Origin of the sequence: Streptomyces sp. NPDC053367, assembly GCF_044545925.1 — a bacterium.
GTDB lineage: Bacteria > Actinomycetota > Actinomycetes > Streptomycetales > Streptomycetaceae > Streptomyces.
The window spans coordinates 166,858-189,108 of sequence record NZ_JBITYN010000015.1 but is presented as its reverse complement, the minus strand read 5'-3'; the positions used below and the strand labels follow the sequence as shown (position 1 = coordinate 189,108).

General features: G+C 69.0%; 20 protein-coding genes. 7 read left to right on the top strand and 13 right to left on the bottom strand.

Annotated elements, in window-relative coordinates:
* Positions 1-107: 107 nt before the first annotated feature.
* On the bottom strand, positions 108-242 hold the full coding sequence (locus tag ACIGXJ_RS35025) for a hypothetical protein (protein ID WP_399654246.1): 135 nt from the start codon (positions 240-242) through the stop codon (positions 108-110).
* Between the two features lie 44 nt (positions 243-286).
* Between ACIGXJ_RS35025 and ACIGXJ_RS35020 the strand changes: the two genes are divergently transcribed.
* On the top strand, positions 287-1,702 hold the full coding sequence (locus ACIGXJ_RS35020; RefSeq protein ID WP_399654243.1) for a non-reducing end alpha-L-arabinofuranosidase family hydrolase: 1,416 nt from the start codon (positions 287-289) through the stop codon (positions 1,700-1,702).
* A 383-nt stretch (positions 1,703-2,085) separates the two neighbouring features.
* Here ACIGXJ_RS35020 and ACIGXJ_RS35015 read toward each other — a convergent pair whose 3' ends face one another.
* Positions 2,086-2,793: a CBM20 domain-containing protein gene (locus ACIGXJ_RS35015; RefSeq protein WP_399654240.1), complete on the bottom strand. Its 708-nt coding sequence runs from the start codon at positions 2,791-2,793 to the stop codon at positions 2,086-2,088.
* 476 nt (positions 2,794-3,269) lie between these two features.
* Complete coding sequence (locus ACIGXJ_RS35010; protein WP_399654237.1) at positions 3,270-3,647, bottom strand: DUF6233 domain-containing protein; 378 nt, start codon at positions 3,645-3,647, stop codon at positions 3,270-3,272.
* An 89-nt stretch (positions 3,648-3,736) separates the two neighbouring features.
* On the opposite strand from ACIGXJ_RS35010, the gene ACIGXJ_RS35005 reads away from it, so the two are divergent.
* Complete coding sequence (locus ACIGXJ_RS35005) at positions 3,737-4,744, top strand: hypothetical protein (protein ID WP_399654234.1); 1,008 nt, start codon at positions 3,737-3,739, stop codon at positions 4,742-4,744.
* Positions 4,745-5,021: 277 nt separating this feature from the next.
* Here ACIGXJ_RS35005 and ACIGXJ_RS35000 read toward each other — a convergent pair whose 3' ends face one another.
* The 8 genes from ACIGXJ_RS35000 to ACIGXJ_RS34965 form a co-directional block, all read right to left on the bottom strand.
* The gene (locus ACIGXJ_RS35000) at positions 5,022-5,372 is read right to left on the bottom strand and encodes a CU044_2847 family protein (protein ID WP_399654232.1); all 351 of its coding nucleotides are present in this window, start codon (positions 5,370-5,372) and stop codon (positions 5,022-5,024) included.
* A gap of 36 nt (positions 5,373-5,408) precedes the next feature.
* Positions 5,409-8,705, bottom strand: a complete 3,297-nt coding sequence (locus tag ACIGXJ_RS34995) for a CHAT domain-containing protein (RefSeq protein WP_399654230.1) — start codon at positions 8,703-8,705, stop codon at positions 5,409-5,411.
* 598 nt (positions 8,706-9,303) lie between these two features.
* A complete protein-coding gene (locus tag ACIGXJ_RS34990) occupies positions 9,304-10,605 on the bottom strand; it encodes a PP2C family protein-serine/threonine phosphatase (protein WP_399654228.1) in 1,302 nt (433 codons plus the stop codon).
* Positions 10,606-10,954: 349 nt separating this feature from the next.
* Positions 10,955-11,092, bottom strand: a complete 138-nt coding sequence (locus ACIGXJ_RS34985) for a hypothetical protein (RefSeq protein ID WP_399654226.1) — start codon at positions 11,090-11,092, stop codon at positions 10,955-10,957.
* Between the two features lie 391 nt (positions 11,093-11,483).
* Positions 11,484-11,708, bottom strand: a complete 225-nt coding sequence (locus ACIGXJ_RS34980; RefSeq protein ID WP_399654224.1) for a DUF4259 domain-containing protein — start codon at positions 11,706-11,708, stop codon at positions 11,484-11,486.
* 914 nt (positions 11,709-12,622) lie between these two features.
* Positions 12,623-13,804, bottom strand: a complete 1,182-nt coding sequence (locus ACIGXJ_RS34975; protein WP_399654221.1) for a GTP-binding protein — start codon at positions 13,802-13,804, stop codon at positions 12,623-12,625.
* A 7-nt stretch (positions 13,805-13,811) separates the two neighbouring features.
* The gene (gene rpmF, locus ACIGXJ_RS34970; RefSeq protein ID WP_399654218.1) at positions 13,812-13,982 is read right to left on the bottom strand and encodes a 50S ribosomal protein L32; all 171 of its coding nucleotides are present in this window, start codon (positions 13,980-13,982) and stop codon (positions 13,812-13,814) included.
* 314 nt (positions 13,983-14,296) lie between these two features.
* The gene (locus tag ACIGXJ_RS34965) at positions 14,297-14,626 is read right to left on the bottom strand and encodes a hypothetical protein (protein WP_399654216.1); all 330 of its coding nucleotides are present in this window, start codon (positions 14,624-14,626) and stop codon (positions 14,297-14,299) included.
* 938 nt (positions 14,627-15,564) lie between these two features.
* Between ACIGXJ_RS34965 and ACIGXJ_RS34960 the strand changes: the two genes are divergently transcribed.
* From ACIGXJ_RS34960 to ACIGXJ_RS34940, 5 genes are all read left to right on the top strand, one after another.
* Entirely contained in the window at positions 15,565-16,032 is a 468-nt protein-coding gene (locus ACIGXJ_RS34960; RefSeq protein ID WP_399654213.1) for a hypothetical protein, read from the top strand.
* A gap of 399 nt (positions 16,033-16,431) precedes the next feature.
* Positions 16,432-17,304, top strand: coding sequence for a hypothetical protein (locus ACIGXJ_RS34955; RefSeq protein ID WP_399654210.1), 873 nt, complete (start codon positions 16,432-16,434; stop codon positions 17,302-17,304).
* Between the two features lie 94 nt (positions 17,305-17,398).
* Positions 17,399-17,902, top strand: a complete 504-nt coding sequence (locus ACIGXJ_RS34950; RefSeq protein WP_399654208.1) for a hypothetical protein — start codon at positions 17,399-17,401, stop codon at positions 17,900-17,902.
* Positions 17,903-18,232: 330 nt separating this feature from the next.
* The gene (locus ACIGXJ_RS34945) at positions 18,233-19,222 is read left to right on the top strand and encodes an SDR family NAD(P)-dependent oxidoreductase (RefSeq protein ID WP_399654205.1); all 990 of its coding nucleotides are present in this window, start codon (positions 18,233-18,235) and stop codon (positions 19,220-19,222) included.
* Between the two features lie 81 nt (positions 19,223-19,303).
* Positions 19,304-20,359 (top strand): terpene cyclase, encoded by a 1,056-nt coding sequence (locus ACIGXJ_RS34940; protein ID WP_399654203.1) that lies wholly within the window; start codon positions 19,304-19,306, stop codon positions 20,357-20,359.
* A gap of 308 nt (positions 20,360-20,667) precedes the next feature.
* On the opposite strand, the gene ACIGXJ_RS34935 is transcribed toward ACIGXJ_RS34940, so the two are convergent.
* Both ACIGXJ_RS34935 and ACIGXJ_RS34930 read right to left on the bottom strand, forming a co-directional pair.
* Positions 20,668-20,994 carry a hypothetical protein gene (locus ACIGXJ_RS34935; protein WP_399654201.1) on the bottom strand — a complete coding sequence of 109 codons (327 nt, stop codon included), beginning with the start codon at positions 20,992-20,994 and terminating at the stop codon, positions 20,668-20,670.
* A gap of 282 nt (positions 20,995-21,276) precedes the next feature.
* Positions 21,277-22,185, bottom strand: a complete 909-nt coding sequence (locus ACIGXJ_RS34930; RefSeq protein WP_399654198.1) for a LysR family transcriptional regulator — start codon at positions 22,183-22,185, stop codon at positions 21,277-21,279.
* Positions 22,186-22,251 lie beyond the last annotated feature (66 nt).

The following is a 22,251-nucleotide window of genomic DNA, read 5'->3' as shown; positions in this document are numbered from 1 at the left end:
GCCCGCACCGTCCGGCTCCTTACGTCATGCCACAGTGCTGAAGGAGACGGTCTCGGGCGGTGTCACCCCGCCCACCCACCCCCACCCAGGTCGCTGCAGTCGGTCAACTACCCCGGCCGGTGCGCCGTGGTGCGCTCCGACAGCCTCGGCCACGTCGATCCGGTGAGCGCCTCCACCAGCACCGCCGTCGAGCAGAGCGCGGCCTCCCCCTCGTGCCCGGCCTCGCCGAAGCCAACTGCCACTCCTCCCGCGACTCCGCCGACCGCACTCAAAGAATGAGGACCCCATGCACAGGAGAATCTTCAGCCGCAGATATCTGTCCGTCGCGCTCGCGGCCCTGGTCGCTTCAGCGGCGACGCTCGTCGCGAACCCGGCTCAGGCGGCCACCAGCGGCGCCTTGCGCGGTGTCGGTTCCGGCCGGTGTCTCGATGTGCCGGGCGCCAGCCAGACCGACGGCACGAACGTGCAGATCTGGGACTGCCACGGCGGGACCAACCAGCAGTGGACGCTGACGGACAACAACCAGCTCACCGTGTACGGCAACAAGTGCCTGGATGTTCCGGGCCACGCCACGACCGCCGGGACCCGGGTACAGATCTGGACCTGTTCCGGCGGCGCGAACCAGCAGTGGCGGGTGAACGCCGACGGCACGGTCGTCGGCGTGGAGTCCGGACTGTGCCTGGACGTCAGCGGCGGCGCCACGGCCAACGGCACGGCGGTGCAGCTCTGGAACTGCAACGGCGGCGGCAACCAGAAGTGGACCGGACTGTCCGCGCCGCCGGGCGGCACGTGTGCTCTTCCGTCGGCCTACCGGTGGACCTCGACGGGTCCGCTGGCGCAGCCGGCGAACGGATGGGCCTCGCTGAAGGACTTCACCACCGTGACGTACAACGGCAAGCACCTGGTCTACGCGACCGCCTCTGACGGCTCGTCGTGGAAATCGATGGGGTTCAGCACGTTCACGAACTGGTCGGACATGGCGACGGCTACCCAGACCGGCATGAGCCAGTCCGCGGTGGCGCCCAAGCTGTTCTACTTCGCGCCCAAGAACATCTGGGTGCTGACCTCGAACGGGTGGGGCACCCAATGGCCCTTCGTCTACCGAACGTCGAGCGATCCCACCAACCCCAACGGCTGGTCCGCGGCGCAGCCGCTGTTCACCGGCAGCGTTCCCGACGGCAGCGCGATCGACCCGACCATGATCGCCGACGGTCAGAACATGTACATGTTCTTCGCCGGTGACAACGGCAAGATCTACAGGTCGACCATGCCGATCGGGAACTTCCCGGCCAGTTTCGGCTCGTCGTACACGACGGTCATGAGCGACACGGTGAAGAACCTGTTCGAGGCACCGGAGGTCTACAAGGTTCAGGGCCAGAACCAGTACCTCATGATCGTCGAGGCTCGGGGTGCGACCGAGCAGCGCTTCTTCCGCTCGTTCACGGCCTCCAGCCTGAACGGTCCGTGGACCCCGCAGGCCGCCACCGAGAGCAACCCGTTCGCGGGCAAGGCCAACAGCGGTGCCACCTGGACCAACGACATCAGCCACGGCGACCTGGTCCGCAACAACCCCGACCAGACCATGACCATCGACCCCTGCAACCTGCAGTTGCTCTACCAGGGACTTTCCCCCAACATCCCGCCGAACACCCCCTACGTGCAACTGCCCTACCGGCCGGGCTTGCTCACCCTCCAGCGCTGACCTGACCGATCCACGATGAACCCCAGCCGCGCGTCGGCCGGCGTTCTGGGCCACAGGAGGTCAGCCGAGCAGAGCGGCGACCTGGGCCCCCGGCGGACGTAGATCGGAACGCGCTCCAGCGGGGCGCCCGCTTCGGGGAAACCGAAGTCCAGCGGCCGCTTCGGGCGGGGGCGCCGCCGGCGGTGATCCAGTAGTCAACTCGCCCGTGCGTGTGGCGATCCACCGGGTGGTGTCGGCGCCCCAGCTCGGCGCGGCCCGTGGCGGGTCGTGGTCAGAGCAGACCACCTCTGGTTGGCGCCGCCGTGGCAGGTTCAGCTCGAATACTGGAAGGCGCCGGGGCCGAGGGGTATCCATCACATATCCCTCGGCCCCGGCGTTGCGTGTCAGCGCCAGGTGTCGTTGACGGTCAGGGTTCCGGTGGGCGGGGTGACGACGGTGCGGTTGTCGCCGCTCTCCCAGGTGAGGGTGTTGTCGGGGTTCTTCTTGAAGTACTTGTACTGCACGGTGGTGTCGGGCGGCAGCTGGTGGGTGCCGGTCCACTGCGGGTAGGTGGCGGAGTTGGTGGTGAGGGGGACGGCCTTGGCCGGGTCCCAGCTGCCGAGGTCGGGCAGGTTGCCGGTGATGTAGAGGTTCTGGCCCCAGCTGGTGGTGACCGTGGCGCGGAACGTGGCGGAGACGGGGCTGACGTTCCACCTGTCGTGGTTGCCCGGCGCGTCCGGTGAGACGGTCAGGGTGCGGTTGGGGGTGCTCTCCCATGTCACTGTGCCGGTGGGGGAGCGCTTGAGGTACTTGTACTGCACGGTGGCGCCGACGGGCAGCTGGACGCCGGCCGACCAGCTCGGATAGGAGCTCGCGGTGGTGCCCAGGGGGACGGCCTTGGCGGGGTCCCACGTTCCGAGCTGCGGGACGTTGCCGGTGACGAGGAGCGTCTCTCCTGCGGTGGTGGCCTCTACGCGGAAGGTGACTGCGGTGTCCTGCGCGGTGGCCGCCCGGGCGTGGGGGGCCGTGCCGGTGAGCAGTCCGGCGATGAGCACGGCGAGCATGAGCAGCGGCCGCAGGGCGGCGGGCGCGCGGTGAGGTATCGAGAGCATGACTTCCCTTCGACGGAACGTGGCGGCGGATCCGCGCCCGCCGACCGCGCACATCCCAACACAGGTTGAAGTCGGATGGTGACTCCATGCGCTCGAAGCGTTCAAGGATGCATTCAATTCGGCCGTGACACACGGCTCACCTAGCGACTTCCTTAAAGTTGTGAACGAAACATCGAGATTCGAGGCGGCTAGTCGATCAAGCTGGTCGCCGAGGGGATCGCCGCGTGCAGAGCCCTGCCGGCTTGCGTCCACGGGCCACCCCGCGTCGGTGATCAGGCCCCCGCGTAGGTCTCCCCGCGCTTGCGCAAGATGACGCAAAATCTTTCAGGCTCCTCGGCCCATGTCGTCTCTGCAGCCGACCCGGCCCTTTCGTGCCGAACGTGAACGCGACGACGCCCCCGACGAGGAGCCGTCGTCGCTCAGGCGGTTGGGGCCGGCTCGGTCGCCGGCGACGGGGGAGTGGTCGTGGGACCTGCTCAGGGTTGTATCGGGTGCGTCCCGTCAGGGGCGGCGGATAAGTCGATGATGTGCAGCTGGACGTCGGGCTCGCAGTGGGTGCAGGCGCGCAGCCCGGTGGCCAGGAGGCGGCGGGCTTCCTCGCGGCTGACGGCCTGGCGCCGTCTGCCTGCCATATGGCAGGTGCCGGCGTGGACCTGCACCGGCGGCCGGTCCGCGCCGATGCCGAGTTCGACGATCCAGTCCGGCGGCGCCGGCCGCACGCGGCGGCCGTGCTCCTCTTCCGCCTGGCGCTGCTGGACCGCGGCGATCTGTGCGTCGATGCGGCGCAGCCACAGCGCGTGCCACACCCGCAGGGTGCGCAGGCGCTCCAGATCGGGCGGCAGGTCATCGAACACATTTTTGATTCTACGCACATGATCCACCGCTTGCGCCCTCGCGTGTTCGAATTCCCGTTCGATATGGTGAGGGGAGGAGGTGACGGGCGATGACCAGCAACGATCGGGGCCAGCGACCGGCGACCGTGATGCATGTGCGGTGCCCCGACCGGCTGCCGGAGGAGGTCTACCGGCAGGTCCTGGAACTGCTCGCCGACCTGTCCCCGGTCGTGCAGGCCCTGCCGCCGTCCGCCGCCCTGGTGGAGCTCAAGGGGGCGCTGCGCTACCACCACGCCGACGCCCGCCGCCTGGGCGAGGTGCTGCGCGTGCGTGCGATCTCCCGTCTCGGCACAGACGTACGCATCGGGATCGGACCGTCGATCACCGTGGCGGCCACCGCCTCGGCCCGGATCGAACCGCCCGGCGGCGTCCTTGCCGTCGCCCCCGACCAGGTCACCGACTGGCTCGGCCCGCTGCCCGTACAGGCCCTGCACGGCGTCGGCTCCCGGCAGGCCGACATCCTGCACGACTATGGCATCCACACCGTCGCCCTGCTCGCCGCAGTGTCCCCGGCCACCGTCCAGCGGCTCCTGGGCGGCCGCGCCGGCCGCCTGGCCGCCGACCGGGCCCGCGGCATCGACCCCCGGCCCGTCATCCCCCGCGCCCTGCCCGCCACCCTCAGCGTCCGCCACTGCTTCGATCAGCACGTCCTGGACGGAGCGGACGCCCGCGCCGCCCTCCTGCGGCTCGTCGTCGAACTGGCGATGCTGCTGCGCCGCCGCGGTCAGGCTGCCCGCGCGCTGACCCTGCAGCTGACCTTCGCCCAAGGCGGCAGCTGGGAGAAGACCCGGCGCCTTCTCGAGCCGTCCGCGCACGACGACGACCTGCGCACCCTCGCCTACCGGCTGATGGACGCCGCCTGCCTGCAGCGCGGCCGCCTGACCCGCATCGCACTGCGCGGCGACGATCTGATCGACGCCGACCAGGTCGCGCAGCAGATCAGCCTGGACACCACCCGCGAGGCCCGCCTCGTCGCGGAGAGCTCGGTCGACCGTGTCCGTGAGAAGTTCGGCGCTGGCGTCATCGGCCCCGCTGCCGCATTCCGCCGTGCCTCATAGATGCCCCAACTCGGCCCGCTGCTACATGCGGGACGACGGCCGCAGGCTGGAAACAACAGTCTCCAACTCGTACGAAGCCGATCGAACGGCAAGCGCCCGTGGGTGTCCGCGCGGCGTACACGGAAGGGTCAGCGCCTCCCGCACGGCCTGCTGCCCGCGCCAGAGCACGCCGCTGTCTCTGAGGCTATGGCCTTCTGAAACACCACGCCACGCCTGCCACCGCCACCCGACGAAGCTTCGGCTGGGCGTAGGGGCCTGTGAGCGGACAGAAGTCGAGTCATCCGGGGCCGCTCCCGGAGGGTGTCTGCGGGTCCCGGTGCCAGGTGAGCGTGACGGTGAAATTGGCGGTGGCGCTTGCGGCGGCGATGAACGCACCGGCTTCCGCGTGCAGATTCACTCCGAAGGCGACCTGGATCTCATCAGGGGACTGGGCGGCAGACTGGATGTGGGCGACCACCGCGTGCATGGCCGGTTGTACCCGGTATATGGCTTCCTCGAAGGAACGCTTGGCGCGATCGGCGACCTCAGGGCCACGAATGCCACGGGTCACAACTCCGCCCGGTTGACCGCTCACTTCGACGAGTATCGAACTGCCGTCATCGGTGGAGAACTCGACGAGCCGCCCCATGATCGGCCCTCCTGTCCTTCTGCTGACGGTAGGAAATCACTCGAAGGTCCACAGGGTGACGGCAGTCTGGGTGCCGATGGCAAGCCACGTGCCGTACGGGCTGAACGCCACCGAATTGACAGGCTCGTCGTAATTTATTCGGCACATCAGTTCCCCGTCTGACGTGTCCCAGATGCGCGCGGCGCCATCCTTACTGCCGGTGGCGAGGGTAGTGCCGTTCGGGTTGAACGCCACTGAAGTGACGGGACCCTCGTGGACCAGTTCCTCCACCTCGCCCGAAGTCCACAGCAATGCTGTGCCGTCCCTGCTGCCCGCAGCGAAGCGTTTGCCGTCGGGGCTGTAGGCGATCGACTCCAGAGAACTCCTGCGATCCTCGAAGTCCCTCTGCTCGGTGCCCAGGTTCCACGCGTGCAGTCCTAGCCGGTCGGCGATGACGAGCCGGCCTCCGTCCGGGCTGAAGGTCATCGCCTTTACTGCGTGCTGCTCGGTTCGGAAGATTTCCTCGGCGGTTTCGGCGTCCCAGACGCGGGCGCTGTCATAGGTCCCGGTGGCGATCCGGCTGCCGTCCCGGTTGAAAACTGCCGCGGTCACCCTCTGCCGGAGGGAGAGCTGGAGGATGCTCTCGCCTGTGTCGGCGTCCCATATGGTTACCCCTTTTCGTCCCTGACTTGCCAGCCGCGTGCCGTCAGGGCTGAATGCCAGGACGTAGGGTGGCCCTTTGTTGGAGGTCTTGACGCTCAGCCGCTCGTCGCCTGCCATGTCGTATATGCGGATCCGTGGATCGTCGGACAGGTTGACCGCTAGCGACCATCGCATGGACGCCCAGGCCAGGCACCCGCACGGTGCGTCGATCTCCCGGGTCATGGTGATGTACGCGGGCGCTTCGTCGGGGGTGTCGGAGACGCGTTCTTCGGAGTGGAGGCGTTCCAGACACATGGTGCGCCGCTGCGTACTGTCTCTGTATTCGCCGCCGGACATTCGTGCCAGGTCGTCGTAGCAGGCGATGGCGGTGGCCCAGTCCTCTGACTTTTCTGCCGCGCGCGCTCGGGTGTACAAGTCGAGTTGCGTTATGTGCGCCGCCTGAGCCAGTTCTTGGCGTGCGCGTGAGGTGAGGCCGTCGGGGTCGGCCGTGGTCGGATCAAGCAGGCGGAGTTCTTCGCTGATCTCGATCACGGCCTGCCATTGCTGTGTGTGCGCCACGCGGCGCAGTTCGTCCTGGAGTACGGCGATGCGTTGCCGGTCCAGGCAGTGGTCGCGCCGTGTAAGTGCGTCGCGGTAGTGGGGGGAGTTGCGCAGGACCTTTTCGTAGCCGTCTATCGCAGCGGCCCAGTTCTCGGACTGCTCGGCGGTGTAGGCGCTGTCGTACAAGTCCTCCAGCTGTGCTGCCCGTGCGGCCGCTTGAGCGAGTTGCTGGCGTGCGCGTGTGGTGAGTCCGTCGGGATCGGTGGTGGTGGGGTCGATCTCGTTGAGCTTTTCACTGACGTCGAGCACCGTCTGCCATTCTTGTCTCTCTGCGAGCTGCCGTAGTTCGTCCTGAAGGGCTTCTATCTGTTCCAGCTCGCGGCAACGGTCGCGCCGTGAGCGGACGTCGCGGTACTGAAGGTCGTTCTGGAGGATCTGCTCATATCCCTCGATGGCGGCAGCCCATTTTCCGGCCATTTCCGCGGTTCGGGCACCGGTATACACGTCTTCCAGTTGAGCGGCCAGCGCGTCCTGCGCAATCTTTTGGCGGGCGTATGTGGCCAGCCCGTCGGGGTCGTCCGTGGTCGGGTCGATCTGCTTGAGCTCTTCGCTGACCTCGAGGACCGTCTGCCAGCGTTGGGCTTCTGCGTGCTGGCGCAGTTCGTCCTGAAGGTCTCCGATGTACTCCTGGCCGCGACAAAGGTCGCGTCGCGAGGACACATCCCGATAATCGGGCTCTTTCTGCAGGATTTGCTCGTAGTAATTGATCGCCTCGGACCATTGGCCGGTGTCCTCCGCCTCCACTGCCAAGGTGTAGAGCTCACTGAGCTGCGCCTGGTCCGCGGCTCGAGAGCGCAGCATGATGGCGTCGCTGTGATTCGGGTTGAGAGCGAGCAGATCATCCAGCAATTCGACAGCCGTTTCGGGGTTTCCGACGCGGAGCTCGGCCCTGGCCCTGACGTAGAGCTTGCGGGCCTTCTCGCCGTAGTGGCTCTCCTCCGTTGCTGATCCGGCTGCCGACTGCTGCTGCCTGGTATGTGGTTCCCTCGCGGGTGCGGCCAGGTTGAACAGCAGGTTGGCATCACCGTGCATGTACAGTACGGGAGTTATCCACTCCAGCGACTGGCTCATGCCGAGCATGGAGATGCGTCCGCTCTTGACGGCGTTGTCGACTCGACGCCCATGGGCCAGCGCCGTGTAGAAACCCCGGGCAAAGCTCACCGAAGCCAGGTCGGTGACCGCGAACTGCATAGCCGCCACCGCGCTGATCCCACTGCGGACAAGAGCCGCTCCCATGCTGGAGAATCCGTCGTCGACCCTGCCCTGAGCCGAGGCGCAGGAATTCAGCACCATGAGCCGAGGAGTCGGTTCTGCCTCTCCGAGGAGGTCCGCCAGGCGAGAAGCCTCCACCATGTTGGGGGCGCCGGTCTGGCCCACCAGCGCGATCTGCCCTTCCTTGGCGTGCTCACCGTAGTCACCGTGGCCGATGAAATGGACTATGTGCCATGGGCCGTCCATGAGACGACTGTGCAAGGTGTCCCAGCTCGCGTCGGTCAACCAGGCCAGCTCGACCAGTTCGGAGTCGACCTGCTCGGCGAGCGCCTGCTCGAGTTGCTCCCGTTCCCCTTCGGAATCCAACAGCGGGAGTCCGCGCGGGGACGCGATCACCACCAGGATGCGCAATGGCGGTTCCACGGGCAGGGGATCGGGGGTGTGGGCGGCGGGAAGATGGCGGACCATCGGCTCGTGTCGGCATACGTAAGCGTCCAGCTGTGGGTCGAACAGCGCCTCCCAGGGCAGGAGCGTGAGCTCCGGTGGCTCCAGGCGAAGCACTATCTGCAGTCGATCCTGCCGTTCCTGTGCCACGCTGAGACTCGCCCGGTAACTCCCTGAGACCGGTCCGTCGAAGAGTGCTTCGAACAGTTGCTGTCCCACCTGCTGTACGGCATGCTCGCTCGGCGCCATCGCCCGGCGCACCCCCTGCGCGGAGAGCACCACCTTGTCCTGCAGTGTTTCGCGCCGCGCCAGCAGCTCGTCGACATCGAGACGCAGCGACCCACGGGCGCCCCCGCCGGCGGCAGCCTTCACCACCCGAACCTCGTACCCGTCTGGGCCAGGCCCGCAGATCTCCAGTTCCAGGGTCGTTGTCATCGCCACCCCGTTCCCGGTGCCTGCTGCTGCGGCGCGTGAAAGGACTCGCGGCCGCTCCTCGTCACGGGAAGCGGCTGATTCACCTACCCTGCGTCACACACTGCGGCTGAATCAGGAGTGCCCGCCAAATTCCCTTGGGTCAGGGATGTCGCGGTGTGGAGTGTCCGCACATACTCTTGACATCCGCAGCTCATGCGCGACTGTCCTTTCCTTGCCCGGGTGCCGGTTGACAACACTCACGGCCCTGATCGGTCAGGTTGCGTGTCGTGAGGCGTTGGGCTTGCATACAGCCTCTCGCACACCTCGCCGTCGCCCACGAACTCCGAGCACATGTCGCACTGCCGGCACCGACTGCACAGAAGTCGTCATCGAAGCCCTGGATATCCGCGCGTTTCAGCATTTCCCCGGCTTCCTGGGCCCTGATGATCGGCAGAGCAGCTTGCTCCAGAGTCTTCGACGTCCGTCGGTGAGCTGCTGCCTGGTCGCAACCCAGACATGCACACTCCTTGAGCTTTTGGACTCGTCACCTCGATCGAAAGTACGGCCGTGCCGTCAGCGCGGCGTCACACCTTCGTCAACGCCCAGCTGGAAACGTTTGTCAGGGGTGCTTGGTGGGGGTTCGTGCGACGAGGAGGGCGATGTCGTCGGCGTGGTCGGTGGCCATGCCGGCGAGGAGTTCGTCGCAGAAGGTGTCGAGGTCTTCGCGGGCGAGGGCGGCTGCGTGCTGTCGTAGGCGGGTCATGCCGTGGGTGAGGTCTTCCCCACGGCGTTCGATGAGGCCATCGGTGTACATGAGCAGGGTGGAACGGGCGGGCAGCGTTTCGGTGGCGTGGTGCCGCGGGAGGCTGGGGTCGACCCCGAGCAGAAGGCCGCGGCCGCCTTGGAGGTAGTGGGTGTCGCCTTCATGGGTGACCAGCAGGGGCGGTGGGTGGCCAGCGCTGGAGTAGGTGAGCGTCCAGCCTCCGTCGTCGCCCTGGTCGAGGAGGGCGTACAGGCATGTGGCTGTGGCCTGCGGATAGAGGATGTGGTGTGCGAGGTCGAGGCGGCGCAGGATGTGCCCGGGGGGTTCTTGGCGGTCGCAGCCGATGCCGCGCAGCATGTTGCGCAGCTGGCTCATGGTGATGGCCGCCCGAAGGTCGTGGCCGGTGACGTCGCCCATGATCATGGTGGTGCTTCCGCCTGGCAGGGGGAAACTGTCGTACCAGTCGCCGCCGACTTCGGCGGTGGTCGCGGCGGGTGCGTAGCGGGCGGCCATCTGCAACGGTCCGGATTTGGGAAGGGTGGGCAAGAGGGAGCGCTGGAGGCGTTCGGCGATGTGCTGGGTCTCGCGGTGCAGCCGGGCGTTGTCCACGCCCAGAGCGATGCGGTGGGTCAGATCCTCCACCATGGCAAGGTCGTCGTCGGTGAGGGGAGCGCGGTCGGCGGAGCGGGCGATGGTCAGGGCGCCGAGGACTTGCCGGCGGGCGCGTACGGGGGCGACCACAGCGGTGTGGGTGCCGAGCTGGTCGAACAGCTCGAGTTGGCGGGCGTCCAGTGGGTCGGCAGCCTTGTCGGGGCTGGGGATGTCGGCCGCGGTCAGCAGCAGGGGTCCGGCACCGATGAGCACGCGTGAGAGCGGCCCGACGGGATCTTCCGGGATGTCGGGCAGCAGCCCGGTCAGACCGCCGACCGGCAGTATGTCGGGATTGCGGTGCACGACGCTGACCCTCTGGGGGCGGCCCTCGTCGTCGAGGAGGTCGACCGCGCACCAGTCGGCCAGCTGTGGCACCAGGATCCGGCACACTCGTCGCACCGCGGCATAGGAATCGAGCGTGCTGGTCATGGCGGTGGTGGTCTCCGCCAGAAGAGTCAACCGGTCCAGCGCCCGCTGGACCACCTGGTCCACCTCGAAATCGTCCATACCCTCCTTCTTCCCGCCGGGCCCACGGAGGAGCACCGGACACGGAACGCGTGTCCCTCAAAGAGCCTGACAGCTCACGAGGGGACCCGATCCCGCTCCCAGGCAGGAAAAGTCCGCAGGGCGGCCAGCTCAGTCGGTGGCTCGGGGCATATGGCTGCTGGAGGTGTGGCCTGGGCCCCGCAGCAGGGGAGGAGCGGACGTGCGGACTGCAGCAATGGTCCGGTGCACAGCCGCTTGTGTCGTCTGCCTTGTCCGGCACAACACGACGGTCAGTCTCCTCAGCAGGAGACCCGGGATACCGGGCACGCCACCCCTTCCCTCCTGGCGGGGCACAGCCCGCGTCCGGCATTCAGCGCTGGGCACGTATTCCCGTCCGTTCGCCGATCATGCGCTGCTGTCTGCCGCCGGACGGGGGCAGGTGCGGGGCGAGGATGGCGTCGTTTGCGATGCGGGCGATGCAGGCGATGCGGAAGTCGGTGAGCTTCATGGTGCGGTCGGTGGTGCGCTCGTGCCGCTTCGGGTCCCCTCACGGCTCCAGCCACGACCGGCGCCACGGGGCGACGAGGCCGCCGATGTTGATGTTGCGCTCCGCGCTCCGGGGCGGGCACTGGCCGGGGCGGGCCGAACCGCTCGCAGGTCGAGCGGCGCACACTCCGCAACAGGGTCACGGCGTCTTCGACGCGACGGCGCAGCACGCCATCGCCGCTCATCGCCCTGGTGATCATGGGTCGGCATGCACTTCCACCACGTAACTCGCCGACGAAGCGAGCGCGTGCTTCGTCGGCGAGTGCCCGCAGGTCGTAGGGGAACAGGGGCGTGGGTGTTTCCGGGCCGTATGGCGTCTCGACGGGGGGCGCCTTCCGGGCAGTGCGCCGCGATCAAGGCGGCGCGGCCACCGCCTCCTCCGCTTCCGTGAGACGGCAGGTTGCGTCGATCGTTCGGACGAGGACGCCTCGGATCAGGGCTTCTCGTGTCTCGGGCTCGGCTTCGTCGACTGCGCCGGCGAAGCCTGCGGCTGTGTCGTTGTCGAAGGGGCCGGTATCCGTGCTTCGAGCCTCTATGCGTACTGCCTCGGCGTTCACGTCGACCGTCAGAACCGCCACGTCCGTGATCGAGGGAACAACAAGGCCTCCAGCCGGAGCACCACTTCTTCCACGGGCCGAACTGTCGGCCACACCCATCTGGGTACGGGTCGATCCGGGGCAACTTCTTTGCGGTCCGCCCACCACAAGCGGGGGCACCGGGTGCGGCTTTCGCACTTCTCCCGCGGGCTCGCGACCGCCACCGATGGACGCGCACTACCAGGGCCGCCGACCGCCGTCGGCCCTGCGTTCAGAACCGGTGGGCCGACTCGACGAGCCGATGCCCAGTGCCGTGCACGACCACGCGCCGAGAAACCCATCGGACCCGCCGGGCCGGCCATGATGGCGAGGACGGCAGCCGTTCTCGGCCTCGGACTGCCGGTCGTCACGGTCGAGGCGGAGGGCGCTCGGTGCCGTCCAACCGCCCGGCGCCGCGGCTTCCGGCGGACTGGCCGGCGCCGCCATCCGGAGCACGATCATCGCAATCGCGCGGCCCGCCGCCGCCGAAATCGCCTCTGCCCCCGCCACAGCGATCGTCCACCAGGTGACGACCGGTGGGGCGTAGAGTTCGAACGTCCACCAGGCGACGACCGGTGGGGCGTAGAGTTCGGACGCGAGCGCCGGTCCGATGGCCGAGGCGACCGTGGCGAGCGAGACACCACCGACGACGACCTACAACAGCGCCCGCCACCCGGACGCACGGCGTCGGCGATCTCGCCGCGCCCTGTGCGCACTCCTGATCGCTCACGCCGCTCACTTCTTTCGTCTGGCACATGGACAGCCGCATGCCGGCGACGGAGGCTGTGCGCAGGCCGGCCCCGTCCCGCAGGCCGGCCCCGTCCCGCAGGCAGCTGTCGGCGTCAGGATCTGGCGCATCAAGTGCCTGTGCCGGGCCGGGCGGCGCCGTGGCTGCGTTCGCCGCCCGACCCGGGGTTTCAGACGGCTACCACGAGTTCGTGCTCGCAGGTGCCGTCGATGCCGTAGGTGTCCCAGGCGGGAAACGGGTCGCCGGGCGGCAGGCTTTCACCGGCGGCCATGAGGCAGCCGGTCAGTGCCGCGTGCAGGGCGTCAGCGCACAGGTGTGTGCCGATGAAGACCAGTTCCTGGCACTCGGGGCTGTCGGTGTCACGGGCGGCGGAGGGCTCGAAGCGGGCGACCGAGCCGGCCTGTGACCACAGTCCTGTCACCTGCGGTCGGCTGGCCAGCGTGAAAAAGCCCTTGGAGCGCAGGATCCGCCCGTACGCGCCGCTGTCGAGTCCCTCGGTCACGAAGGCCCACAGCCGGTCGGGGTGGAAAGGCAGTCCGGCCCGGAAGACGGTCGAGGAGATTCCGTACTCCTCGGTATCGGGGACGTGGTCGCCGTTCAGCTCCCGCACCCAGCCGGCGGCTTGCTGGGCCCGTTCCAGGTCGAACAGCCGGGTGCCGAGTACATCCTCGGCCTTCACACGGCCGTGGACCGCCGGGACGACGCGCGCGGCCGGGTTGAGACGGGTGAGCGTCGCCCGCAACCGGTCGGCCGACTCCTCGTCGACGAGGTCGAGCTTGTTGAGGACGATGACGTCGGCGAACTCGACCTGGTCCATGAGCAGGTCGCTGACGGTGCGTTCGTCTTCCTCGTACTGGTCCAGGCCGCGTTCGACGAGCTCGTCGCCCGTCGTCAGCTCACACAGGAAGTTCGCCGAGTCCACGACCGTGACCATGGTGTCCAGACGGGCCACCTCTTCGAGGGTGGCGCCGTCGTCGCGCGCGAAGGCGAAAGTCGCGGCGACCGGCATGGGTTCGGAGATGCCGGACGACTCGATGAGCAGGTAGTCGAAACGGCCTTCGCGCGCCAGCCGGTCGACCTCCTGAAGCAGGTCGTCTCGCAGGGTGCAGCAGATGCAGCCGTTGGTCATCTCGACCAGGCGTTCCTCGGTACGCGACAGGGCCGCCTCGCCGCCGCGCACCAGGGTGGCGTCGATGTTGATCTCGCTCATGTCGTTGACGATGACCGCGACCCGAAGACCCTCGCGATTGCCGAGGACATGGTTGAGGAGGGTGGTCTTGCCCGCGCCGAGGAAGCCGGACAGGACGGTGACGGGCAGCCGCCCGAAAGGCTCGGAAGACTCGGAAGACATCGAGCGTTCAGTCCCCGGGGCGCAGCAGGCCGCGCTCGTACGCCTTCACGAGACGCTGCGGCACCAGGTAGGAGACGCCGTCGACGGTGACCGGGACAAGAGTTGGCGTCGCCGCTCGCCACTGGGCGCGACGGTGACGGGTGTTGCTGCGGGACATCTTCCGCTTGGGAACAGCCATGGGGTCCTCCTGACTAGACAGGCAGGACGCTACATGAAAATGGAAGTCATTAGCAATCGTGTCCCGGGGCGGGTGGGTCCGAGGGAGGCCGGCCTGACTCCTCCCCACGCCGAGTGCGGTAGCCGCCCGCAAGTCGGCAGGCGACGCAGAGGACGTAGAGGGTGAAAGAGGTGGTCGTGACGTGGGGTTGATGGGCATCCTGCCTCCCAGGGCGAGTAGGATGCCGCCCTCGGTCGAGGCAACGGCGAAGACCACGCCGAGCAGGGCCGACAGGACCGGCGAGGCTGTGACGCGGACGGCGGCCGCGGCAGGCGTCACCACCGGGGAGAGGGCCGGCGATCACCGACGAACTGGACCGACAGGGCGACCGCGCGTCCCAGCACACGCGTGAAGGTGATCGACTCCCCGTCGTCGGGGCCCAGCTGGTCGATCACCCACATCCGGAGCATGAAGTCCTGATGGGCCACCCGCACCGAGCAGCCCCCGGCGCCGTCGAGCATGCGCCGGTTCGCCAGCAGCGACAACTTCGCCCACTGGCGACGGACGTGCCCGCGCCGGCCGTCGTGGTACGCCTGCCCTTGCGCGACGACGCGCGCCGGCTCGAGGTGCGGGCCGGCCGCAGGTGCCGAGGTTGATCGCCTCAAGCCGGTCGAGTGTCCACGCGCTCGGGTCGTTGCCTGGCTCACCTTGGTCTGCGCCGCTTCTCAAGTTCCCCGCTTCTGGGTCGTAGCCGTGGGACCGCCCCTCGGGGGCACCTGCCGAGCGGGGCGAGCTCGTCCTCGGCGCCTCACCGGGAGTTGCTCGCCGAGCGGGTCCGTGGTGAGGGTGGGGTGGGGCGCGCAGACGCCGCCCCCTCTGCCCCGGCTTGCTCATCGCCCTGCGATCCGGGCGGCGCCGCTGACGGCACCGCCGACGGTGGTCAAGAAGGCGATCACTCCGTACGGGAGACGCTGGACGGTGACATGGAGTCCTCCGAAAGGCAGCTCGAGCAACGGCGTGGGGGAGGGAGACGTCGCCAGGCCCCAAGGAGTGGGGCAGGCGTAGTGCGTCTGGACCGCCCGATCGGGCGACCGCCTGGACCACCACTGCTGGACCAGAGGCAAAACGACGGTTGCACCTGGACCTACATGTTCAAACAGACCGACGGTGTCCACGGGTGGGTTCGTGACGACCCCCTCAGCGACAACGGAAGCAGGGTCTACTGCGGCTTCCAGCGCTTCGCGCTGTCCTGACCAGGTGCTCGGCACAGGTCGGTCACGACGGCAGTGCCGAAGCGGACTCGGGGCCGGTCCGCCCGATCGGACGGACCGACCCTGTCGCCGCGTGGACCTGGATGTGCCCCGCAAGGTGAGGCCGCCCGCGCAGAGAAGGTGCGCTGCGTCTTCCGCGGGACTCGGCAGCCGGGAGAAGTCCTGAATCGCTGGAGCCGCACGGCGGCCCGGGACGCGGGGCCGGCACCCGCACGAACGAGAGCCGGCTCAATATTCACCGGCACTCATACGAGAGGCGATCACCCCCCGTCTTCAGGTGGACGGCGCGGCACCCGCCGCGAGCGACCACCAACTGCCGGGAGGGCTTCACCATGACCAGCACGTCACCACGCACGGGCGGACGCAGGCAGCAGGCCGGACCCGGGCCTCGTTCTCCCTTCAGGGCACTGCGTTCTCTCGCCGGGGTTCTCGTGGCCGTCGTCTCGATCCTGGTCTCGGTCGCACAGCCGGCGGTCGCACACCCGCCGAGTGGGTCCGTGTACGTGTGGGCGAGTGATGTGCGGGTGCGTACGTGCCAGAGCACGGCTTGCGACCTCGCCACCACCGAGCGGCTGACCCGAGTCACGGTCCAGGCGTACTGCCAGATCGACGCGGGTGAGCGCGGACGCGTGACCGACGGCCCGTACACCAACACCTACTGGGTCCAGATCATCACGCCCGGAAGGACTCTGGGCTGGATCTCGGCGGTGTACGCCGGCGGCGGATCCAACAACTCCCCGGTCCCCGGCGCCCCCGTCGACAGCCCCACGGACCCGTCCATCGACTGCGAGTACGTCTGAGCTCAGCACCGCCCCCACGGGCCTGCGGCTCACCAGCACCCCGGGAACCGGAGGAGACGATGAACGCACGCGCAACGGTCCGGGAGCCGGCCACGGTCCACCACTCCGCCGCCGCGACCGGATCCCTGGCCACCACGACCGTGACCGCAGCCACGGCCGGAGAGGAATCCCGGGCGGGGGCGACGGAGTTCAGGGAAGGCAGCTCATCACCGACTCGGGCCACCACGGTCGGTGGTGGACGCACCTGGGTCACCGAACGGCCAATGGGCCCGGTGAACGACGTGCCCCTCACGGGGGACGAACACCTGGCACACGTCGACGACTGTGAGAGCTGACATGGCCCGCTTCCACAGCCGAGGGCGCCGAACCCGCCCGGCTCCGGCGATACCTCTCCTGCTCGTGCTGGCCGCCCTCACCGTCATCGTCGGCGGTTGCACGGCCGGCAGCGGCGCGGAGGCCCGTCGCGACGTCCCGGCACCTGTCGCCACTCTCGCTCCCGTCTCGAACGCCGAAAGGTCACTGCTGCACGACGCGGAACAGACGCTCGTCCGCCGCTGCATGAGCCGGCACGGGCTCGGCTACCGGAAGGTGCCGGAGCACGCGATGAAGGAGCAGCGGGACTTCCCCTACGTGGTCGACGACGTGGCCTGGGCGCGCGAGCACGGGTACGGGAGCGAACTGGAGCGGCGGGCGCGTGCGCTGCGCGACACCGACCCCAACCGGCGCTACGCCCGGTCACTCGACCCCGAACGCCGGGCAGAGGCGATGGACGTCCTGCACGGGCGGCAGCGCAACGCCCTGACGGTGACACTGCCCTCCGGGGCCCAGGTCGGCCGCAGCGACGAGGGATGCACTGCGGAGGCCGAGAGGGAACTCTACGGGGACCTCGCGGCCTGGTTCCGCGCCCAAGCCGTCACCCAGGCGCTGTCCGGCCTGCGCCGGTCGCAGGTGATCGCCGACCCCGCCTACACCCGGAGGGTGCGCGCGTGGTCCGCCTGCATGAACCGGCGTGGCCTGCACCTTTCGGATCCGCAGGCCGCCCGCGCCCGATTCCTGGACGCACCCGGCAAGGCCACCTCCACCGAGGAACGGCGCACGGCGGTCGCCGAGGCGCAGTGTGCGCTGAGCAGTGGTCTGTCCGACACGGCCGGCCGGCTGAGCAGCCGGTACGGCGATGCGCTGAAATCCGAGCATCGCTCGGTGTTCCGCGAGCGGGACCGCCTTCAGCGAGCGGCACTGCCACGCGCACGCCGGATCGTGGGCAACGACTGACCGGCGCCGGACGGCGCGGGCTGCCCCCGAGGCAGGGCTGCCGAGAACGATGCAAGAACGTCGAGAAACCAACCTGTCGAGAAGGTGCAGAAATATGAAGACCACTGTGCTTCGCGCTGGGCTGGCCGCGGCCGTTCTGACCGGGCTCACCGCGTTCGCGCTACCGGCGACGGCGCAAGCGTCGGACACGAACGGCGCCGGTACCACCGAGCCCGCGACTACGACCGCGGCGGCCTCCGCGGCCGACGGAAACTTCTATGCCTACGAGTTCGTCGGTCTGATGGGCGAGTACTGCGCCTGGGCCGGCGACGATGCCAACTGGAGCACCTGCTCGCCCCGAGGCGGTATCCGCAACCAGGCGAGCTCGGTCGAGAACCGGGGCTTTCCCGGCGCGTACGAGGACGTCCTCGTGTACTGGGACAACGCGGACGACGCGGGAGGCTGGGACGGCGCCCGGGCCTGCATCCAGAACGGCTGGTCGTACGGACACCTGTACGCGAATCCGTTCCCGGAGAACGGGGAGGGTGGCGGAGAGAAGATGGAGAACAACATCTCCGCCCACCGCTGGGTGCACTCCTGCACCGAGGACCCCTTGTAGGGAGAACGCGAGGCAGTCCCGGAGCGGTGCCTCGCCTTCGTCCTGCGACCGGACAGCAACGCGCTCACACGGCTGGATGATTGCCCGGGCGAAGGGCGTACTGCCGATGTGTGCGCCGGCGGTCGGCACACCTGACCGCAGCTCAGGGGCTGGCCATCACACGGCGTGTGCCGGAGCGCGGCAGCGCGCACGCAGCGTGCGACGGCACTTGGAGCGCGCGCGGGTGCGTCCACCGGGGCCGCGCGCCCTCTGCCCTGACACGGACCGGCGGGGCAGGGTGGGCGGTTGCCCGGGGAAGCTGCCGTCCCGGAGCGCCGTCCAGGAAGATGGGTGAGCCAGGTGGACGAGGGGTGCGACGAGCTCCGTTTCGACGGCCGCGTGGTCGTGGTGACGGGCGGGGGCCGGGGACTGGGCAGGGAGTATGCGCTTCTCCTCGCGGCACGCGGCGCACGGGTCCTGGTCAACGACGTGGGGACCGCGACCGACGGCCACGGGGCGTCACCCGTGCCCGCGCAGCAGGTGGTCGAGGAGATCCGGGCGGCGGGCGGGGAAGCACTGGCGGACGGACACGACCTTGCCACCGCGGCCGGCGCGGGGGCTCTCACCCAGGCCGCGCTGGAGCGGTGGGGGCGGCTGGACGTCCTGGTCAACAACGCGGGCATCTCCATTCTGCGCCCCTTGGACGAGCTCACCGACGACGAGTGCCGACGGGTGCTGGATACGCACGCGGGCGGGACGCTGAACATGCTGCGGGCCGTGTGGCGGCACATGGCCACCGCCGGGTACGGGCGGATCGTCAACACGTGCTCCGACGCCCTGTTCGGCGACACCGGGCTCAGCGCGTACGCCGCGGGCAAAGGCGCCGTGCTCGGGTTGACCACCTCCTCGGCAGCGGAAGGCGCCGCATACGGCATCAAGGTCAACGCGGTCGTACCCGTCGCCGCAACCCGTATGTCCCTGGAGGCGGTCCGAGACGACGAGCGCACGACCGCGCTGCTCACCGACTTGTTCCCCGCACGCCACGTCGCCCCGGTGGTGGCATTGTTGGCCCACGAGAGCGCCCCCTGCACCGGCCAACTCCTCCATGCGGCCGGCCGCCGCACCGCCCGGATCTTCCTGGGCGCCACCGAAGGCGTCGTGTGGACGGAGGACCCCACACCGGAGATGGTCCGGGACGGCTTCCCGCAGATCGGCGACACCGGAGTGTTCCGCACCCCGGGAAGCGTCAGTGAGTCCTTGGGCTATGCCCTCACCCGGCTGGGCGCAGGGGCGGCCGGGACGCCGGCCCTGGACCTCACGACTCCGGCTTCCCGCGATTGAGGTGCGCAGATCTGACCCGCGCCGTCCGCCACGGCTCCGGGAGGATATGTGCCGCAGTCCGCCACGGCTCCGGGAGGATCCATGCCGCAGGACATGAGCTTCGACCTCCCCGTGCCCACGGACATCAGCCCCGGCCTCGAAGACGCCCGCCGGCACAATCTGGACTGGGTGTGCCGTCTCGGCCTGGTCCCTGACGACCGGTCCCTGGCCTGGTACGTCTCCTGGGACATGCCGCGCCTGGCCGCACTCGGGTTCCCGCATGCCCGAGGTCCGGGGCTGGACCTGTTGGCGGACGCGATGGGATTCTTCTTCGTCTTCGACGACCAGCTCGACGGTCCCCTCGGCCGCGACCCCGCCGAGACCGCCCGCGTCTGCCAGGGGCTCATCGACATCGCGCACGGCGCCCCGCCGGCGCCCGGCGCGGACCCCTGCACGATGGCGTTCGCCGACATATGGGCCCGCAGCACCGATGGCGCCCACCCGGCCTGGACCGCCCGTACCGCACACGAATGGGAGTACTACTTCGCCGCGCAGGCCCACGAAGCGCGGGGCCGTCTCCGCGGCACTCCGGCGGACCTCGACGCCTACCTCCAGGTCAGGCGCGGTATCGCCGCCACGGACCTGCCCTTCTCGCTCGGGGAACGCGCAGCAGGTCTCACCGTCCCCGCGTCCGTCTTCCACAGCCCCGAGCTGCGCATCATGCGCCGGGCTGCCATCGACGTCACCCTGATGTGCAACGACGTGTACTCCTTGGAGAAGGAGGAGGCTCGCGGTGACATGGACAACCTCGTCCTTGTCCTCGAACGGGCCCAGCAACTCACCCGCGACGAAGCCCTCATCGCGGCCCGGAACGAGGTGAACCGGCGCGTTCACCGCTTCCACGACCTGGCTGGACAGGTACCCACCGTCTGCACGCAACTCGCCCTCACCGAGCGGGAGCGGGCCGACGTCGTCGGTTATGTCCGCGTCATGAGCGCGTGGATGAGTGGCTACCACGCCTGGCAGACCGAGACCCAGCGCTACCGGAACGCACCCCAGGTCGTGCCGCCCTCGGGCCCGGGCCACCTGGGCCAGGTGCTGCACACCGGCGTCCGCCGGCCACCGCACCCTGGGCCGAATCCATTACCGGCTCAGTGATCGGCCGGTTCCCTGCCACCGTCGGCGGTGTATGCAGCGGGATCGCCATAGTCGAACCGGACCTACGGTGGAGCTTGGCCCACATCCGGGCTTCGGCCCACCGAACAGCGGTCATGCACAGCCGACGGTGTCTCGACGTCCGTCGCGGCCGGTGCCGTCGGGGGACGGCGTCCCACTCCTGTGCGGCTGCCCTTCTCGCCACGGTCGGCGACGGCGAGCGGCGATGCCGGGAACCGTGTGGGTCTGCGCCGGGTGGCTTTCGGGGCGCCCATGCCCGGCCGTGTCGCCCCATGTGCCGCGTCGCGCCGTCAGTAGTCAGTGAGGTCCACGATCACGTCACAGTGCGGATCGTCGGACGGCTGGTGCAGGTGCTCGTTCGCGAGGAACGCGGGGGAGAGGAGTGTTCCCAGCAGGCCGGGGCCGATATGGCTGATCATGACATCGACACCGTAGGTGCGTGTTCGCTCGGGTGATCGGAAATACAGACGCATGCGATCAGCGGCGGTGATGACCGCGCCGATGAACAGCGGCTTCCATTCGACATGTGTGGTGACGAAGCCGCGTACGAGTTCGAGCAGGCGGGCCGTGGCCGCATGCTCGTCGTCGGGGTGAGCACCTGTTGCCCTCTGGCCCATGGCTGACGGTTGTTCCCTTGGTGGTTGTGACAGTACGCCGTGCTGACACCGATCTTCTGACCGCGCCCGGCGTCCCAGCGGTTGCGGCGAGCGTCGCGCGCGGCGGCGGCCGCGTTGTGCTCGCGCAGGCGCGCCAGTCGGTCGACGCCTCTGCGGCTTGGTATGAGGCCTCCTCTCTCCATCGCGACGAGGCACTCCTGAGCAAGAGGGGCGGAGCCGCCTGGAGGGCTGGGCGCAAGGGGACGGGGCCATCTGGAGGGGCCCGGTGGCGCGGAGGATGTTTCATCGGGTGCCGGGGCCGCTGACGTGCGGCCGTGGGGTGTTGGCCGCAGCCTGCACCGCACATCGGACGAAGGCCCGAACCGAGCCGGTCTCGTTCGACTCCAGCCATATCGGTGCCCACTGCACGGGCGGTGCGTCGGTGAGGGGGATGTAGGTGAGGTCGGGGCGGGGATAGAAGCGGGCTGCGTGTTCTCCGACCGGGAACACGCCGTGGCCGGAGGAGACCAGGCCCAGGATCTCCGGGAAGGTGGCGGCCGTGGGGCCCGTGCGGATGGGGCGGCCACTCGGGGTCGCCGCGGGAACGCGGTGCAGCCGGGTCTCCTCGGGGAAGGTGTCGGGCATCTGGACGACCGGGTGATCGGCGAGCACCTCCCGGCTCACGGTCGCTGCACGAGCGAGAGGATGTGCGCGGGGAACGACCAGCATCTGGGGTTCGGAGAGCAGGACGGGGCCGACTCGGACGCCGTGTACGGGCAGTGCGGTGATCAGCACGTCGACGTCCCCGTCGAGCACGCGGGCGCAGGCGTCGTGGACCTGGGCCTCGTGGAGGCTGATGCCGCAGTCCGGGTGGCGAGTGCCGAAGAGAGCGACGGCCTTGAGCAGGAGCTGTCCCGCGGCCGCCCCCAGGAACGCGACCTTCAGTGTGCTGTGGACCCCGCGCCCGGCCGCGACGGCCTTGCGTATGGCTGCGTCCATGCCCCGCACGTGCGGTTGGAGATCCGCGACGAGGGCGGCACCGATGGAGGTCAGTGCGACGACTCTGCTGGTGCGTGTGAACAGGGCTGTTCCCAGGCGGCGTTCGAGACTCTTGACGGTGCGGCTGACCTGGCTGGTGGTGAGCCGTAGCCGTTGCGCAGTGCGGCCGAAGTGGAGTTCCTCGGCCAGGGTGAGGAGCACTTCCGTCTCCACTCTTTCCAGCATGCGCCCCCGATCGTTGTGCCTGGCGCAACGATCGTAGCGATAACCGGCCTTGAT